Source organism: Pseudogemmobacter bohemicus (assembly GCF_003290025.1).
Lineage (GTDB): Bacteria > Pseudomonadota > Alphaproteobacteria > Rhodobacterales > Rhodobacteraceae > Pseudogemmobacter > Pseudogemmobacter bohemicus.
Map to the genome: position 1 here is coordinate 117906 of NZ_QNHG01000006.1, position 15813 is coordinate 133718.

Here is a 15813-nt window from a genome sequence, read left to right on the forward strand (position 1 = left end):
CCCTGTTCTGACCAGATCGCGCTCAAAGAGGAACCGGCATGTTCACCAACCGGCTGAAACAACAATGGGCCAACGGGCGCGCCGCCATCAATGGCTGGCTCTCGATCGGCAACCCCTTCACCGCCGAGATCATGGCGGCGCAGGGCTATGACAGCATCACCATCGACGCCCAGCATGGCGCGCTGGACTACACTGCCGTGCTGCCGATGCTGCAGGCAATGCGCGCCTCGGGGGTGACGCCGATGGTCCGCGTGCCCTGGCGCGAGCCGGGCGCGATTATGAAAGCGCTGGATGCCGGCGCCCAGGGCATCATCTGCCCGATGGTGAACTCCGCCACTGAGGCCGCCGAATTCGTCAGCTACACCCGCTATCCGCCGCATGGGCAACGCAGCTACGGCCCGACCCGCGCGGCGGTGGCCTATGGCGGCTATGGCGCCGCGGCCAATGACGAAGTGCTGGCGCTGGCGATGATCGAAACGCAAAGCGGCGTCGACAATCTTGAGGAAATCGCCGCCACACCCGGGCTTGACGGCATCTATATCGGCCCGGCCGATCTGACACTTGGCACCACCGGCACCCGCCATCCCATCGGCTTTGACCGTGAGGAGCCCGAACTGATCGAGCTGATCCGGCACATCCTGGCCGTCTGCAAGGCAAACGACATCCGCGCCTGCATCCATTGCGGCACCCCCGATTACGCCGCCCGCGCCATTCAGTGGGGGTTCGACCTCACCACCGTCGGGGGCGATTCCCGCCTGCTGGCCGCCGCCGCCTCGGCCTCGGTCGCAAAATGGCGCGAGCTGACCGGCGCCGCCCCCGCCCCTGCCAGCCCGAAAGGGGGCTATTGATGCCGCATCTCCTGATCGCCGGAAAGCTGCACCCTTCCGGCACCGCGCTGCTCGATGAGCTGCAAACCAAAGGCTTCACCATCGACTATGTCGAAGAGGTCTCGGAACCCTCCTACGCGCCGCTGATCCACAAGGCCGATGGTCTGGTGATCCGCACGCAGCCACTTTCCGCCGCGACAATTGCAAAGGCGGAAAAGCTGAAAGTCGTCTCGCGCCATGGCGTCGGCTATGATTCCGTTGATCTGAACGCGCTGAATACGCGCGGCATCGCGTTGACCATCGTGGGCGATGTGAACTCGGTCTCGGTTGCCGAACATGCGATGATGCAGCTTCTGGCCGGCGCCAAGCGCGTGCTGCTGGCTGACCGCGCCGTGCGCGAGCCGGGCGAGTGGAACTGGCGCAACCAGCTTGAGGCGCAGGAGATTTCCGACAAGAACCTGCTGATCATCGGCTTTGGCCGCACGGGTCAGCGGCTGGCGAAAATGGCCGCCGGGTTTGATATGAAGATCCGCGCGCATGACCCCTGGCTGTCGCGCAATGGCTGGCCCCAGGGGCCGGTGGCCGAGGCGAAGGACCTGGCCGAGGCCCTCGCCTGGGCCGATTGCATCTCGATCCATGTGCCGAAATCCGAGCGCCCGACACTGGGCGCCGCCGAGATCGCGCTGATGAAGCCCGGCGTCATCCTCGCCAATACCGCGCGCGGCGGCGTGGTTGATGAAGAGGCTCTGACCGCAGCGCTGGTCTCGGGCCAGATCGGGGCTGCGGGACTGGATGTCTTTGCCGAAGAGCCGCCCGCCCGCCATATCCCGCTTTTCGACCTCCCGAATGCGGTGCTTTCGCCGCATATTGCCGGCCTCACCGCCGAATGCGCGGCACGGATGGCGGTTTCCTCTGTCGAGAACGCGGTCAATTTCCTTGCGGGCCAGATCGACCCGCATCTCATCGTCAACCGGGATTTCGCCCATGCCAGCTAACCAATCTACCGGAAAACCAAAGCTCCGGATCGGCCTGATCGGCACCGGCTTCATGGGCAAGGCCCATGTCTTCGGCTTCACCTCGGCGCCGAAAGTGTTCGAACTGCCCTATGACCTCGAACTCCACACCCTCGCCGATGTAACGCCCGAGGCCGCCCAACGCGCCGCGCGCGAGCTGGGCTTTGCCCATGCCACCACCGACTGGCGCGACCTGGTGAAGAACCCCGAAATCGACCTGATCTCGATCACCGCGCCGAATGCGCTGCATAAGGAAATGTCGCTGGCAGCGATTGCGGCCGGGAAACATGTGTATTGTGAAAAGCCGCTGGCGCCGCTGGCCGCTGACGCGCTGGAGATGACGCTGGCGGCCGAGAAGGCCGGGGTGAAAACGCAGGTCGGCTTCAACTATCTGTGCAACCCGATGCTGCGGCTGGCGCGCGACATGATCGCGGCGGGCGAGCTGGGCGAGATCCGTGGCTATCGCGGCCTCCATGCCGAGGATTACATGGCCGATCCCAATGGAGCCTGGACCTTCCGCCATGACCCGGCAGGCGGCGGCGCGCTGGCCGATATCGGCAGCCATGCGCTCGCCACTGCCGAATTCCTGCTTGGCCCGATCACCGAGGTGATGGGCGATTGCCTGACGCTGATCCCGTCCCGTCCCGATGGCAAGGGCGGCAGCCGCAAGGTCGAGGTCGACGATGTAGGCCGCGCCTTCCTGCGTTTTGCCAGCGGCGCGCAAGGCTCCATCGAAGGGAACTGGATCGCAACAGGGCGCAAGATGCAGCATGATTTCGAGGTTTACGGCACCAAAGGCGCCCTTGCCTTCAGCCAGGAGCGCTTCAGCGAGCTGCATTTTTATTCGACCGATGACGCCCCCGGCCGCCGTGGCTTCCGCCGGATCGAGGCGGCCCCCGATCACGCGCCATACGGGCGTTTTTGCGTGGCGCCCGGCCATCAGCTCGGCTTCAATGATCTGAAAGCCATCGAGGTCGAGGGCTATATCCGCGCCATTGCCGGAGACATTCCCGAGCCCTTCGGCTTCCGTGCCGGTCTCCGGATCCAGACCCTGGTGGAGACCATCCAGCGCTCTTCCGCCGCGCGGGAATGGCTGAAAGTGCCCGCCTGACCGCCCTCCCGAACGATTGCCGCGCCCGTATTCACGGGCGCGCGCCGCCCCCGTCGCGGATCCAGCCGAAATAATCCTCGCTGCCCATCTGGCCGCCTTTCAGCGCGATTTCCAGCCCGTCGAAATCGCCCACCGCATGGGCGCGCGCCAGCGAGGCGCCCGGAATGGTCGGCGCCAGCGCCTCAAGCGCGAAGATCCCCATCTGCCGCGTGGCATGGCCGGAGGTATCACCCCCCGAGATCACCACCCGTTTCAGCCCTGCCGCGCGGGTCAGATCGGCCAGCAGGCGCCCCAGTGTCTCACCGATCTGCTGGTTGAACGCCGCCGGATCGCGGCCGGTCTCGGCCAGCGCGCGCGCCAAAGCCGCCACGCCCGGATCCTCCGGCCCCTCGGCAGTGTGGATCAGCACATCCTGCCCGGCATTCAACGCCGCCAGCGCCACGGCCCGCAAAGGCGTCACCACATCTTCGCCCCGGCACAAAGCCGCCGCATCCAGCGCGAAAGTGGTAAAGCCATGGCCCCGTGCCCAGCCGATCTGAGCCGCCGTGATCGGCGAGACCGAGCCCGAGACCACCAGGACCGGCGCCGGCGCCCGTCCCCTTCCAGGCGGCGGCGGTGGCAGGACATGCTGACCCGAGGCCACCAGATGCCGGAGCACCGCATATTCCACGCCCTGCGACCCAATTGTGAACAAGAGTTCATGTTCTGACGCCTGCCAGATCAACCGCCCGGCCTCGACCTCGGAACCTGGATCCATCTCGTCCAGCGTCACCGCCCTTGCGCCCAGGGCCAACAGCCGCGCCAGCGCCGCATCCGCGCCCGAGGCGTAATCCTCCAGCGTCAGGCAGCCAATCGCCACATCGGTCTGGCGCGACAGATGCAGCGCAACATCCGCCTCGTCCATCGGCGTCACCGGATGACGCGCCATCACCGGATGCAGGTCAAGCCGATAAACCGCCCCCCCTGCCCCGGCGAAAAGATGGCCAAAGGCCTGATACCGCCGCATCTGCGGCGCCGCGATCACGATGGGCACCCAGGGGTTCCGGAACAGCTCCAGCCCGATCTCAAGCGCCGCCCCGATGCTGCCGATATGCGGCGCGGAATCGAGGGTGGAGCACACCTTGTAATGGATCACCCGCGGCCGAAGCGCCGCCAGCGCCCGGAACGCCCCGGGCAGATTGAGCCGCATCCAGTCCGGGCTTTCTGTCCGCGCGGTCGAGGCGACACCGACACCGCGCAGCCCGGGAAACCGCGCCAGTTGCGCAGCCGTCGGCGTTTCGAGAAACAGCATGGCGGGCAGGCCGCCAAAGGCCAGCGCCTCCATCGTCGCGGCCGCGCCGGTGAAATCATCGCCATACCAGGCAAAATCGAGACCCATCATTTGCCCCCGAATTTGGCAAGCGAAGCTGCCAGCTCGGGATGCGTCTTCGCATGAACCTCCAGAGCAATGCCCGATGCCGCCGCCTCCCAGGCCTGGCGGATGGCACGCACACCGCCCGCCGCGCCCATCGGATGGCCATGGATGCCGCCGCCGCCGAGATACATCAGATCCAGCGCGCCGCCGGTGCCCTGATATGTCGCCGTCGCCTGGCCGCCCCATTGCCCCGATCCACAAACCGGCAGCGCGCGGTCTCCGGGCGAGAAAATCGGCTCGGCCATATCGGCGAAGCTGCGCAGGAAGCTCTCATCCGGCTCCCAGTATTTCGCGGCGATGCCGTTGATCTGGAACTGATCGACCCCCAGCAGGCGCCAGATTTTCTGGTAGGGGCGAAAGGCCATGCCAATCGCCGGATGACGGGTCATCAGATCCCAGCCATTCCGATGCGCATGCAGCGCCAGGTTTGACCGGCGGCGCAAAAACGTCATGCCGCCATAGCCGATGGAATTGATATTCACCACCGCTGCCTGGCCGCCATGGTTCACCACCACATCATGCCGGCGAACCATCTCCTCCGGGTCGGCCGAGGACAGGCCAAAGGCATAGAGCACCCTCTTGCCGGTCTTCTGCGCATGATCGTCGATCACCCGCATGATCGCCGCCACCCGGTCGTCAAAGGGCGAATAGGCGGGCGAGGTCAGCTTCTCGTCATCCTTGATGAAATCGACCCCGGCCTCGCACAGCGTGCGCACCATCCCCGCGACCTCTTCGGGCAATAGCCCCAGCGACGGTTTAATGATCGAGGCGATGATCGGCGCTTTCGCCGGAAAATCGAGACCGCAAAGCCGGTAAGACCCCTCCACCCCGAATTGCGGGCCGGGATGCACGGCGTAAGCCGAAGGCAATTCGATATCCAGAAGCCGCGCAGCCGTAAGGCCGCGCGTCGCGTAAAGCGCGTTGATGCCGATGGTCTGAAGCGAGGCAAAATCAGTGCCGATGCTTTCCAGCGGAAAGTCGATCACCACTTCGGCACGGCGGAACGGGCCGGGTGTATCCGTGGGCCAGGCCGGCGCGGCGGCCGGTTCCAGCCCGGTCACCGAGACCACCCGCGCAGCGCAGCGCGCCTTCACATCCGCCGTCTCGCCCGGCAGGTCGGTGAAAGTGCCGGTCGACTGATCAGTCGCGATCTTCACCGCCATCCGCTCGGGATCATCCGGCGTCTCGATCAGATAGCGGAAACGGATCTGGTCCTGTTCCATGGTCTCTCCTCCCCCTCCCGGCAATCAGATCCGCCCGCCGCGCCGATGGGAGGAGGAGGAGGCGCGGCGGGTCAACATCCGCAATCAGGTGATGCGGATGATCGAGGCCTTGATCTCTTCGAAATCGAAGACCCGTTTCCAGTCGTCTTTCATCAGCACAGGCTTGCCGAATTCAATCGCCTTGTTGCAGGCATCCGAGAACTGGCCGCCCTTGACCTCGTCAAAGATCACCGCGCCGAGGATGTTCATATGACCCAGCAGGAAATCCCGCGCGCAGTCATAGGAAACACCCCGCTTGATCACCTCATCCATCGCCTCGCGCATGACAACCAGCAGCGAGGCGCAGACGGTTTCCGACAGGCCGGGCTCCAGATAGGCCATCTGTTCGACGGTGACGCGGTGGCTGCGGGCGACCGGCGCATAGATGGTTTTCGCGACCTTTTCACCTAGGGCGTAATCCGCCTCCGGCCCCTGCATCAGCGCGTTCACCACGCCCTGCTGCGCTGCGATGCCACCGAAATGATCGGCGCGACCCTCGGGCGTCGCCTCGTCATTGAAGATCGGCGGGTGGCAGGGATGGGTGACGAAATAGGTGATGTCGGCGCGCTCGGGCAGGTGATTGGCGAAAGGCGCCGCCGCATCGAGGCAAACCACCATCGTGCCCGGGTTCAGCTTCGGCACGATGTCACGCGCAACCGCGCCGATGGCGGTATCGGGCACTGCCAGAACCACGACTTCGGCATTCCGGATCGCCTCATCGGGGGTGACGCAATCGACGCCATGCGTCTCTTTCGCACGGGCCCGCCCGGCATCCGAAACCTCGACATAAGTGACATCGAAATCGCTGTTCAGCAGATTGCGCGTCAGGCGCATCCCCATTTTTCCGCCAGCGCCGAAAAGAGCCAGTCTGGTCATCGTCTCACTCCTCATATCCAACTGGTATGATGAGTGCGCCAGTATGCGAAAAAGTGCAAGAGGCCATCCGCGCCCTGTGGCCCGATGTAAGAAATCGTGATCCCGGGGGTGTAATCCCTGAAAAGGGTCAGCGGCGGAGGAAAACAGCCCCCGCCTGCCGGTCAGTGACACTCGATCCGCAGCGCCTGGGCCCGGTGTTTCGCCGCCACCTCCTCGGTCGTCATCGCCTCACGCGTACCGCGGTCGCGGATATAGCGGATGCCGTAACGGTCAAGAAAATCCATCGCAACCTCACCCCGGATCACCCAGGCGACATTCTCGATCATCTCGTTGCCGGTCGCTTTCGACACCACTACCGCGACCTGGCGGCCATAGCTGTCCAAAAGCGGCCCCCCCGAATTCCCCGGCTGCACCGGCGCGGTGACCTGCATCTGCAACAAGTTTCCCTCCATCCCGAACAGGCTGGAGATGATGCCGTCGGTCACATTCTGGGCATGGGTCATGCGGAACACCGGATAGCCGATGGCAATCACCTTCTCCCCAAGCGCCGGCATGCCCGAACGGAAGGAAACCGGCTCCCGATTGGCGAAATGGTCGCTCTGGATCAGCGCCAGATCGGTGCGCACATCGACCCCGATCAGCCGCGCGGGCCGGCCATTGACGGTCAGCGATTTGCAGGTTCCGACCACATGATGATTGGTCAGGATATGACCTTCGGTCGAGACCAGCGAGCCGGACCCATTGCCCAGCATCGAGCGGAACCAGCCCGGCTGATCATCCATGCCCGGATAATCGCCAGAGCGCAGCCTGGCCTCGCGCTCGGATTTCGAAACGCCGGCGCCTGCGAAAAGATCCAGCGATTCCAGCATGGTCAGCACCACCGGCTGCAAGGCGGCATGGCTTTCCGCCGGGATCACGATCAGGATCCCCCGGCTCTCCCCCCGCCAGGCCGAGACGACCATATAGATCCGCTGGCCCAGCGTCTCGACCATCAGATAGCCTACATCCCCGGCCAGCCCGTGGCTCAGGATCGCGGTGCCCGGATCGTTTTCCGCATAGGTTTCAGCAAAAAAACCGGTGATCTGCCGGGGTGAAATCGCGTCACCCCATCGGAGCTGCTGCAGCGTGAACGTCACCGCCGCACGGCTGGGAAAGCTGAGATCCATCGACTCGTCGCCCACCACGCGGGGTGGGCCAAGAAACCCCTTCGGCAGCGCCATGCGGATCCCCGTCCAGTCCGAGGTCTCGGTCTCGATCTTCTGCCCGGCCGAGGTCACCGCCGCCCGCTTGCGCAGAATCTCGCGCTGCTCCGGGGTCAGCTCGCCCGTGCTGCGCAGGCCAAGGCTCTCCTGGAAATTGCGGATCGCCTGCCGCAGATCCTGGTTCGGAATACCGTCGGTCGCCCCCGAATAATGGCCGATCCACAACAGATCCATCTGCAAGGCCGCCGTCTCGCGCCCGGCATTGCGATCCGGCGGGCGCAGGCCGAAAGCATGCAGCACCTCGGCCGGCATATCGGCCAGGGCGGGCAAAGGCGCCGCCATGGCCGTGATCAGGAATGCAAGCGCCGCCAGAGGCGACAGCCGCGCGCGGCGCCGGCCCTTCGTGGCTGGCGCGAAGAGCCGGCCCAGCCTCATCCGAGCAGCTTCTCGATCGAGTTCAGGCTGGCTTCCAGACCGGCCTGGGCCTTGGCATCCTGCGCCTGCATGTTCTTCGAGCTGGAGGTCACTTTCGTCACCGCAGGCGTGGCCGCCCGTGCCGAACGCGCCGAGGCATTCGAGGCCGCCAGCACTTCGGCGCGCGACACTGCCGCCGTGGCCGCAGTCGCATCGACATAGCTGTCGACCCGCTGGCCGATGCCATTGAACGTGGCCGAGACCACCTTGTTATCGGTCGCGATCCGCTTTCTCAGCACCGCAAGCTCTTTGCGGCCGGTCGCCTTGTCGATCTTGCCCGCCTTGATGCCGGCAGCCAGCTGCGCGGTCTGACCCGCGCGGCAGCGGCGCAACTCGGCCACATTGGCGCCCGTCCTGGTCACCAGCGCCTGCTCTTTCGTCGCATCCTGGTTGACCGAAGCCAGCAGCGTCGCCGCATCACGCGCATTGGCCTGCTTTTGCGAATAATAGGTGGCCGAGAAGCCGGTCAGCCCGCCGATTGCCGCTCCGGCCAGGGCACCTTTCAGACGATCATCGCCGCTCGACACCGCCGCGCCAAGGATCGCCCCGAAGACCGCACCGGCCGCCGCATTCTGCGCCTGTTTGTTGATCTCGGTCTGGCGGGCCTCGGAAATCCCGGTCAGGTATTTGCCGCAGCTGTCATTGGCATCCACCGCGCCGGGGGCCAGCACGATCTGTTCCGTGCAGCCCGCTGCCAGCACCATACCGGCCAGGGCCAGCACGGTCGTAGCCCGGGCAAAGCCACGAACCGGGGTCATTACAGTAAATTTCATTCTTTTTTCTCCTCAGCTGAGATCAATGGTAATTGGGATAGGTTTCTTCGCGTTCGCGCCTCGTCGTATCGAGGTCGTATTTCCACTTCGTCCGCATCTCGTCGGTAAGCAGCCCGCGCTGGCGGCGGATCTCGATCTGGTGCCGCTCGAACAGGTCAAGCGAGCCGCCGAGCGTCCCCTGCCCCGCCGCCGCCAATTGCGCCTTAACCTCATTGATGCGGTCGGCGGCAAAGCGTTCGGGCCTCAGGGCCAGCGCCACCTGGACCTGCAAATAAAGGTCGAACGCATCGTCGATCCGGTTCGAATTCACAGCAATCGGCTGCAAAAAGCGTTTGATAAGCTCGCGCTTTTCGGCCTGGCTCGACAGCTGCGCCTCATTCGCTGCCAGCTGGTCCATCGCATTGGCGACATTGCGCCCGACCCTGTCCATCAGATTGCCCGCCACCACGCCCGAGCGGATCGAGAACAGCACCGCCTCGCGGTCTTTCACCGCCAGATCGGCGCTCAGCCTGTCGATCTGAACCTGCAATTCGGCGGTCTGGCGACCGAGTTCCTCGCGCGACATGTCCCGCGCTTCGATCTCGCGCCTGAGCCTGCCGACCTCTTCCGACAAAAGCTTGCCGCCATCGGGGCCGATCATGCTGGCGCCCCCCTGCAACAGCTCCTCACGCCCGGCCATCAGCTCTTCCTCCAGCGGCTGATTGGCGATCCCCTCGGCAAAAGCCGCGCCCTCATTGCGGCGCCCCGGAAAAACCGGCGCCGAAATCGCAAGCCTGAGCCCCATCGAGGGCGAGGCCCCCTCCCCCGCCGTGGTGAAAAGCGCCGCCGCCTCAGACCGCCGCCCCACCGTGTTCTGCTCCCGCAACAGGAGCGACGAGCCGCCCTTGGTGATCACGCCCCCCGTCTGCCCGGCCAGACCATCCGGGCGGGTCGGACGAAAGAGATCCAGCACGATCTCCTCGGCATTGCACAGCATGTCATAAAGCCCGATCACATTCGGCAGCCGCGTGCCGACCGCCCCAAGCCGGGGGGCGCCACTCCGCGGCGGCTCGGCGCAAATCTCTTTCAGATCCGGCTCACGCACCTTGCCGCTGGCATCCAGCACCGAATAATAACGGATCGAGCGGCTCTGGGCGGTCACCCAGGAAGCGCCGCCCCGCGCCGCATATTCCCATTCCGCCTCGGTCGGTGGGCGCAGATAGCCGGTCGCCCCCTGTTCCCAGGGCATGAAGGGCGGCTCATTCTTTGCCATCCGGTCGCGGTCCAGCGCCATCAGCCAGGAATTATAGGCGCGGCTGAAGGCAATCGCGTCGAACCAGGACAGGCCCCCTTTGGCCGGGATCTGGCGCAGATCGCCCTCGCGGATCGCGGCGTCATAGGCCTGGCAGGCCGGCGCCGCAACATCCAGGCTGTCGGCCGGCGGCAGCACCAGAAGCCCATCGGCAAAGGCACGCCATTGCGGTTCGGTCAGCTCGTATTTCGCGAGGTAATAGGCCCTGGCGCCGAGTTTATCGAGCTGATCCGAGGTCGCCGCCCGCCCTTCGGCCGTCAGGCTGAACGCGCCCGAAACCGGCGAGATCCAGGGGCTGTTCGACAGCACCGATTGCGGTGTTTCCGCAGCAATATCAATGATCCGCCCGAAATTGCCGGCCACCTGGTCCAGCGGATGGGTCGCAGGCACATCGACGCGGCGAAACATCATATGCCGGCCACAGGGCATCGCCAGCGCGATCTCTTCGGCGAGGATTGCCGGCGCGGCGATCTCCGGGCAGGGCACCTCGCCGATTTCCTCCGCCCCCGCCTCGATCAGCGCGCGCCTGGCCGCGCTCCAGGCGGCGGGGTCGTCGATCTGGCACCAGGGCGCCGGGGGGGCGGCCTCCTGCGCCCGGAGCGGCGCGGCGGCAAGCGCGATCAGCACGAGAACCAGGCCGAAAAGCCGTTCAGTCATGGCGCAACCCCTCTGCAATCTGCATTCTTGCGATCCGCCAGCCGGCCACGCAGCCCGAAAGCATCCCCGCCCCGCAGGCGATCAGCACCGCCAGCGCCGCCAGCAGGGGCGTCAGTGCCATGATCTCACCCTGCAGCCCGCCGATCCCCGCCAGCGCGTGATTGACAAAGGGTTGCGCCGCCAGCACACCCCCGGCCGCCAGCACCGCCCCCGCCAGCGCGATCATCGCGCCTTGCAGCGAAGGCAGCGCCGCGACCGAGCCGGTGCCGAACCCCATCAGCCGCAGCAGCGAAATCTCGCGCGCCTTCTCCATCGCCGCCGCAGCCAGATGCAGACCCAGCGTCAGCGCGAAGCCCAATACGGTGAAACTGCCGATCACGCTGAAAACCCAGCCGATTCCGGCCTCAAGCGCCAGCGCCGCCTCGATCTCTTCGGCACGGGTGGTGACATCGAACCCCTCGGCCATCAGACCGTCGCGCAGCCCCGGCACATCGCGGATATCGCGCGCATAAAGCCGGAAGCTCGCGAAGGTCCGGGCCGGTGCGTCGAGCCCTCTGCCCGGCACCGCCTCCCAGCCAAGCTCGGGCACCGCATAGCCCTCGCGCCAGCGCTCCACCGCCGTCTCGAAAGCGCGGTCGACAAAGATATCGTCGCTTTGCATCAGGTCGCGCGGCAGCACCGCCAGCACTTTCAGCTTATGGCGCGCCGCCTCGCGGCTCTCACCGACCTGGCGCTGGATGATCACCTCGACCTCGGTGCCGGCGCCGACCTCCAGCTCCTGCGCGATGCGCTCGGTCAGCACGGTTTCCGACAGGCCAGCGGGCACCGGCAGCGCCGCCAGCAACGGGTCGCCCGGCGCCGTCGGGATCAGGCGCGGCTCGGCAATGCCGCGGCTCTCCTCCCCCCGAAGCCGCACCGAGGCCGCCAGATAGCGCGCGCGCGGCAGCAGAAAGCCGACCCGCCCATCCAGGGCCAGCCGGTCGAACCAGTCCTGCGGGATCTGCTGGTCATTGGCCAGTTTCAGCTCAAGAATGCGCGGGTCCGAGCGCAGCCGCGAAAGCGTGTTCTCCACCACCCCCTGGCTGAGACCACCCAAAAGCAACACCGGAACCAGCGCCACCGCGACCGCGACCACAAGGCACAGGGTCGAGGGCCAGCCATGCAGCAGATCGCGCAAGGCAAGACCGGACAGGGTGACAAACCGCCTCATGCGGCCGTCCCGGGGATCAGTTCCGCCACCACCTCGTCGGGATAGTCATGCAGGCGGACGCGGCACAGATCAAAGCCGAATTGCGCCAGCAATTCCGGCCAGTGGCTTGCCACCACCATCGCCGTCCCCGCCGCCGCCGAGGTGATCGCCGCCAGGGTGCGCTGCGCATTTTCGGTGTCCAGCGCCGCCGTCGGCTCATCGGCCAGCAGGATCCGCGCCCCGGTGGCGAGGCCCCGCAGCACCTGGGCCCGCTGCCGCTGCCCGCCCGAGAGATGCGCCGGTCGCTTGTCGAGGTGCTCTGCAATGCCGAGTTGCCCGGCGATTTCCTCAAGCCCGGGCATATCGCGGCGGCGCGACAGCCCCTGCGCCAGACGCGCATTGGCCCGCACGCTCAGATAGGGCAAAAGCCCGCCATCCTGCAGCACATAGCCAATATGGCGGCTGCGGCGGGCGGCCAGCGCACCGCCTTTGCCGGCCCGGACCAGCCGGGTGACATCCTCACCAGCCAGCGTAAGGCGGTTCAGCGCTGCCGGCCTGGAAATCAGCGCCAACAGGTCGAGAAAGGTGCTTTTCCCCGACCCGCTTTCGCCAATCAGCCCGATCCGGGCGCCGGGCATCAGCGTGAAGGCCGGCACCTCCATTCGCCAGGGTTTGGCGCCCTGGCGCGGCGGTCGGCGCAGGCTCAACCCTTCAAGGGCCAGAAGCGACTCCATGCGCCACGCCTCACGGCAGATGCGTCAGGCGCACCGGCGTCGCCTCCAGTCCCGGATCCCCGGCGCCGAAATCGGCCCAGTTCTTGGTCTGGTTGAAAATATCCTCGTAAATCTTACGCTTGGCTTCGAGATTTTCGATGAATTCCTGCTGCTGCGCCACCGACATCGAGGTCCAGTAACCCTGATCCAGCCGCAGAACCTGGCTGCGATAGGGCAGGTTTTTCAGGAAAGAGGGCAGGATCGCCTCGATGGTGGAACTGTCGCCCGAGCGGATATTGTCCGGATCGGTCGCTGTTTCCGCCGCCAGTTTTTGCAGATTGGCAAAGAAGGTCTGCGGATTGTCGCCGCCCGAGCGGAAGGCCTCGATAATTGCCGCCAGCCGTTTATCCAGCGTCGAAAGCTGGTTGCGCGTCAGGAAGGCGGAAACCTCCAGTGTTTCGGTCTCGGGCGAGGTCAGATCGCGGTCCGAGGCCCAGCCCGACAGGAAGGCCGGCGCCGCGCCCTCGTCGATTTTGCCAAGGCTTTCCAGCTGGGCGCGGAAGATCTCATTGGTGACCACTGCCGCGATTTTCTCTTCGGGATCGGCGATATCCTCGGGGATCGGCTCGTCATCCTCATCGCGCAGCAATTCACCGGCATTGACCGTCATCGTCGCGCTGGCCACTTCGGTCGCCAGCCGCGAAACGGTGCGGGCGAATTTCTCATCCGAGGTGGCGTCGATCCCGATATATTTGTCGCTGCCGATATCGCCGGTTGCAGCCAGCTCGGCATATTGGCCGCGCGCAATATCGGCATCGCCTTTGGCATTCGCCGGGGTCAACAGATGCATCGGAACGATGACGATCCCGTTCTGCCGCGCCTTTTCCCGCAACCGCGTCAGGGTCATATCGGGATCGGCGGTGCCCTCGCCCGTGCGGGCCGAGGCATCGGTCACCAGAATGATCAGCCGCGCGTCATAGGGAGACCAGTCATTCTCGTCTATCGCATCCGAAATGCCGGCAATCGAGTCCTCGGAAAAACCCTTGGTCGAGGCCTTCGCCTCGCTGATCTGATCGAGATTGGACAGCACAGTGCTGGCCGGCACCTCTGGATCCAGCGGCTGGAACACGCGGGTCACATATTCCAGCCCGTTGGGATTGGCATCAATATTGTCGCGAAAGCCCACAAGCCCGAACGAAACATATCCGGAGGATTCATACTTGCTGAAGGCGTCGTAGAAATATTCGACCGCCTGGCGGGTGCGGTCGATGAAGGGCCGCATCGAGATGGTGGTATCGATCACAAAGACCACGCCGACCCGGAACTCGCCGCTGTTTGCCGCCGCCTCCCGGCCGCTGTTGTTGAAACTGCCTTCGTCCCGCGCGCCGATGGTGCTGGAGGGCGCAGCCGGCAGCGCCGCCACCCGCACCAGCGTGGTGTCGGTGGTGCCGTCAAACATCTCGCTGCGCCAGTCGAGGATCGGCAGCAGATAGGGGCGGGAATCATAGGTCACCGCCGATTGCGGCTCGATGGCGACCAGCCGGCTGTCCCAGTCCGGATCGGGCGCGCCGCGCTGATCGGCAATGGAATCATAAAGCTTCAGCGCCTCGCGTTCGTAGAACGGGCTGGAGACCAGCGAGTTCAGCGCCGATTCATCGTCGAAAAACAGCACCTGCTGGCGTTTGCCGCGTGGGGCGAATTGCATGACCAGCATATTGGTCCAGTCGACGCCCTTATCGGCGCGGACCCAGCCCTCCGGCCCGCCGCGCACGGTGCGGCCGATCCGCATCCAGGCCTCGCCGCCGACCTCCTGGCGTTCAAAAACATAGAGGATTGAGAAGACCGGCACCTCGGAGCCCGCATCCGTCGCACCCGGCTCGGCATGGCTGACCATACCGGGCTGCGCGATGACGCGGATGAAGGCTTCCGGATTTTCCGGATCGGTAAGCGGCATCGGGCCGTCAGCGGTGACAGGCTCTTCGGCATCGCCCCCCTCCGTCACCGCCGGAATGTCATCGGTGGCGGGATCCGCCGCTGCGCTGTCCCCGGCGCCGGCCTCCGGCGCATCGGGTTGATCGGTTGCAACTTCGGCAGGCTTTGCCTCACCTGCCGCCTCGGGGGCGGACCCGGCGGGCGTCCCATCTTCGCTGGCGGATTCTGTCGCGGCAGCGTCAGGCGCTGCGGAATCGGGTCGTTGCGCGCCCGAGGCAGAGCCGGAACCGGCCTCAGCAGCTTCGGGGGCGGCCACATCATCCGTGGCTTCGGCGGGCACCGCAGCCTCCGCCGCAGCGGGTTCGGGTTCCGCAGGCAGCGCCCCGGCGCTGACCGGCGGCGATTCGGGCAGCGGAGCCGCCTCGGCCGGGGCCGATTTTGCACCCTTTTCAAGCTCTGCCAGCTGCGCATCGCGCGCCTCGACCTCGCCTTTCGCAATATCGAGCGCCTCACCTGCCCGGGTTACCGCCTCGGTCTGGCGGGTGGGCGTCACCGTACAACCCTCGCCATTCCCGGCCGCCGGCAACGCCAGCTCCGGCAATACCGGCGCCGGAGCCAGGCTGGCCTTGTCAGCCTCGGGCGCCAGCTTTCCGATCCGGAAATCCTGCCCGTCCAGCCGCGATTGCAGCCGCCGCCGCGCCTGTTCCAGCGATTTCATCCCGTCAACGGCGGTCCGCAGCTCCGCCTCGAATTTCGTATCGCATTCCGCGGCCGCAATCGCCGTGGTGCTCAGGAGGAATGCGACAGCGGCAGAGATAAATCGTGACATATGCTAATGATCCGTCAGACGGTTAAATCGGGTCGGCTATTGGCCGGGCTTCACGGCCATGTGATAGTTACCGGAACCGACCAGGCTGGCAAGTCGGATCATGGCGGCTTTCTGCCGGGCGGCGGCGGGAATCGGGCGTCAGGCTGCAGCAGATCATCCGCCGGTTGACAGAAGGTTAGCAGCGGAAAAATGGCCAGGATCCGGTCAGAATTCCGCCCTTGAGTCTGGCCCCGTCTGCGCGCCTCGCCCG

Annotated in this window: 12 protein-coding genes; 3 read left to right on the plus strand and 9 right to left on the minus strand. The window is 65.6% G+C overall.

Annotated elements, in window-relative coordinates:
• Window positions 1-38 precede the first annotated feature (38 nt).
• From DRF71_RS24530 to DRF71_RS24540, 3 genes are read left to right on the plus strand one after another with little or no spacing between them, the layout of a single operon-like run.
• Window positions 39-848: an HpcH/HpaI aldolase family protein gene (locus DRF71_RS24530; RefSeq protein WP_112313083.1), complete on the plus strand. Its 810-nt coding sequence runs from the start codon at window positions 39-41 to the stop codon at window positions 846-848.
• Window positions 848-1822: a hydroxyacid dehydrogenase gene (locus DRF71_RS24535; RefSeq protein ID WP_112313084.1), complete on the plus strand. Its 975-nt coding sequence runs from the start codon at window positions 848-850 to the stop codon at window positions 1820-1822. Before DRF71_RS24530 ends, DRF71_RS24535 begins: the two co-directional genes overlap by 1 nt.
• Window positions 1812-2951 (plus strand): Gfo/Idh/MocA family protein, encoded by a 1140-nt coding sequence (locus DRF71_RS24540; RefSeq protein WP_112313085.1) that lies wholly within the window; start codon window positions 1812-1814, stop codon window positions 2949-2951. Before DRF71_RS24535 ends, DRF71_RS24540 begins: the two co-directional genes overlap by 11 nt.
• A 31-nt stretch (window positions 2952-2982) precedes the next feature.
• Here the strand turns inward: DRF71_RS24540 and DRF71_RS24545 are convergent, their stop codons facing one another.
• From DRF71_RS24545 to DRF71_RS24585, 9 genes are all read right to left on the minus strand, one after another.
• A complete protein-coding gene (locus tag DRF71_RS24545; RefSeq protein ID WP_198672356.1) occupies window positions 2983-4329 on the minus strand; it encodes a four-carbon acid sugar kinase family protein in 1347 nt (448 codons plus the stop codon).
• Window positions 4329-5588, minus strand: coding sequence for a RuBisCO large subunit C-terminal-like domain-containing protein (locus tag DRF71_RS24550; protein WP_112313087.1), 1260 nt, complete (start codon window positions 5586-5588; stop codon window positions 4329-4331). Before DRF71_RS24550 ends, DRF71_RS24545 begins: the two co-directional genes overlap by 1 nt.
• An 84-nt stretch (window positions 5589-5672) precedes the next feature.
• Window positions 5673-6503 (minus strand): phosphogluconate dehydrogenase C-terminal domain-containing protein, encoded by an 831-nt coding sequence (locus tag DRF71_RS24555; protein WP_112313088.1) that lies wholly within the window; start codon window positions 6501-6503, stop codon window positions 5673-5675.
• A 161-nt stretch (window positions 6504-6664) separates the two neighbouring features.
• Window positions 6665-8140, minus strand: a complete 1476-nt coding sequence (locus tag DRF71_RS24560) for a trypsin-like peptidase domain-containing protein (RefSeq protein WP_112313089.1) — start codon at window positions 8138-8140, stop codon at window positions 6665-6667.
• A complete protein-coding gene (locus DRF71_RS24565; protein WP_232831674.1) occupies window positions 8137-8952 on the minus strand; it encodes a YMGG-like glycine zipper-containing protein in 816 nt (271 codons plus the stop codon). Before DRF71_RS24565 ends, DRF71_RS24560 begins: the two co-directional genes overlap by 4 nt.
• A gap of 22 nt (window positions 8953-8974) precedes the next feature.
• A complete protein-coding gene (locus tag DRF71_RS24570) occupies window positions 8975-10900 on the minus strand; it encodes a formylglycine-generating enzyme family protein (RefSeq protein ID WP_112313090.1) in 1926 nt (641 codons plus the stop codon).
• A complete protein-coding gene (locus DRF71_RS24575; RefSeq protein WP_112313091.1) occupies window positions 10893-12110 on the minus strand; it encodes an FtsX-like permease family protein in 1218 nt (405 codons plus the stop codon). The genes DRF71_RS24570 and DRF71_RS24575 overlap by 8 nt, the downstream gene beginning before the upstream one ends.
• Window positions 12107-12823 carry an ABC transporter ATP-binding protein gene (locus DRF71_RS24580; RefSeq protein ID WP_112313092.1) on the minus strand — a complete coding sequence of 239 codons (717 nt, stop codon included), beginning with the start codon at window positions 12821-12823 and terminating at the stop codon, window positions 12107-12109. The genes DRF71_RS24575 and DRF71_RS24580 overlap by 4 nt, the downstream gene beginning before the upstream one ends.
• Window positions 12824-12833: 10 nt before the next feature.
• Window positions 12834-15563, minus strand: coding sequence for a hypothetical protein (locus DRF71_RS24585; RefSeq protein ID WP_112313093.1), 2730 nt, complete (start codon window positions 15561-15563; stop codon window positions 12834-12836).
• Window positions 15564-15813: the final 250 nt, after the last annotated feature.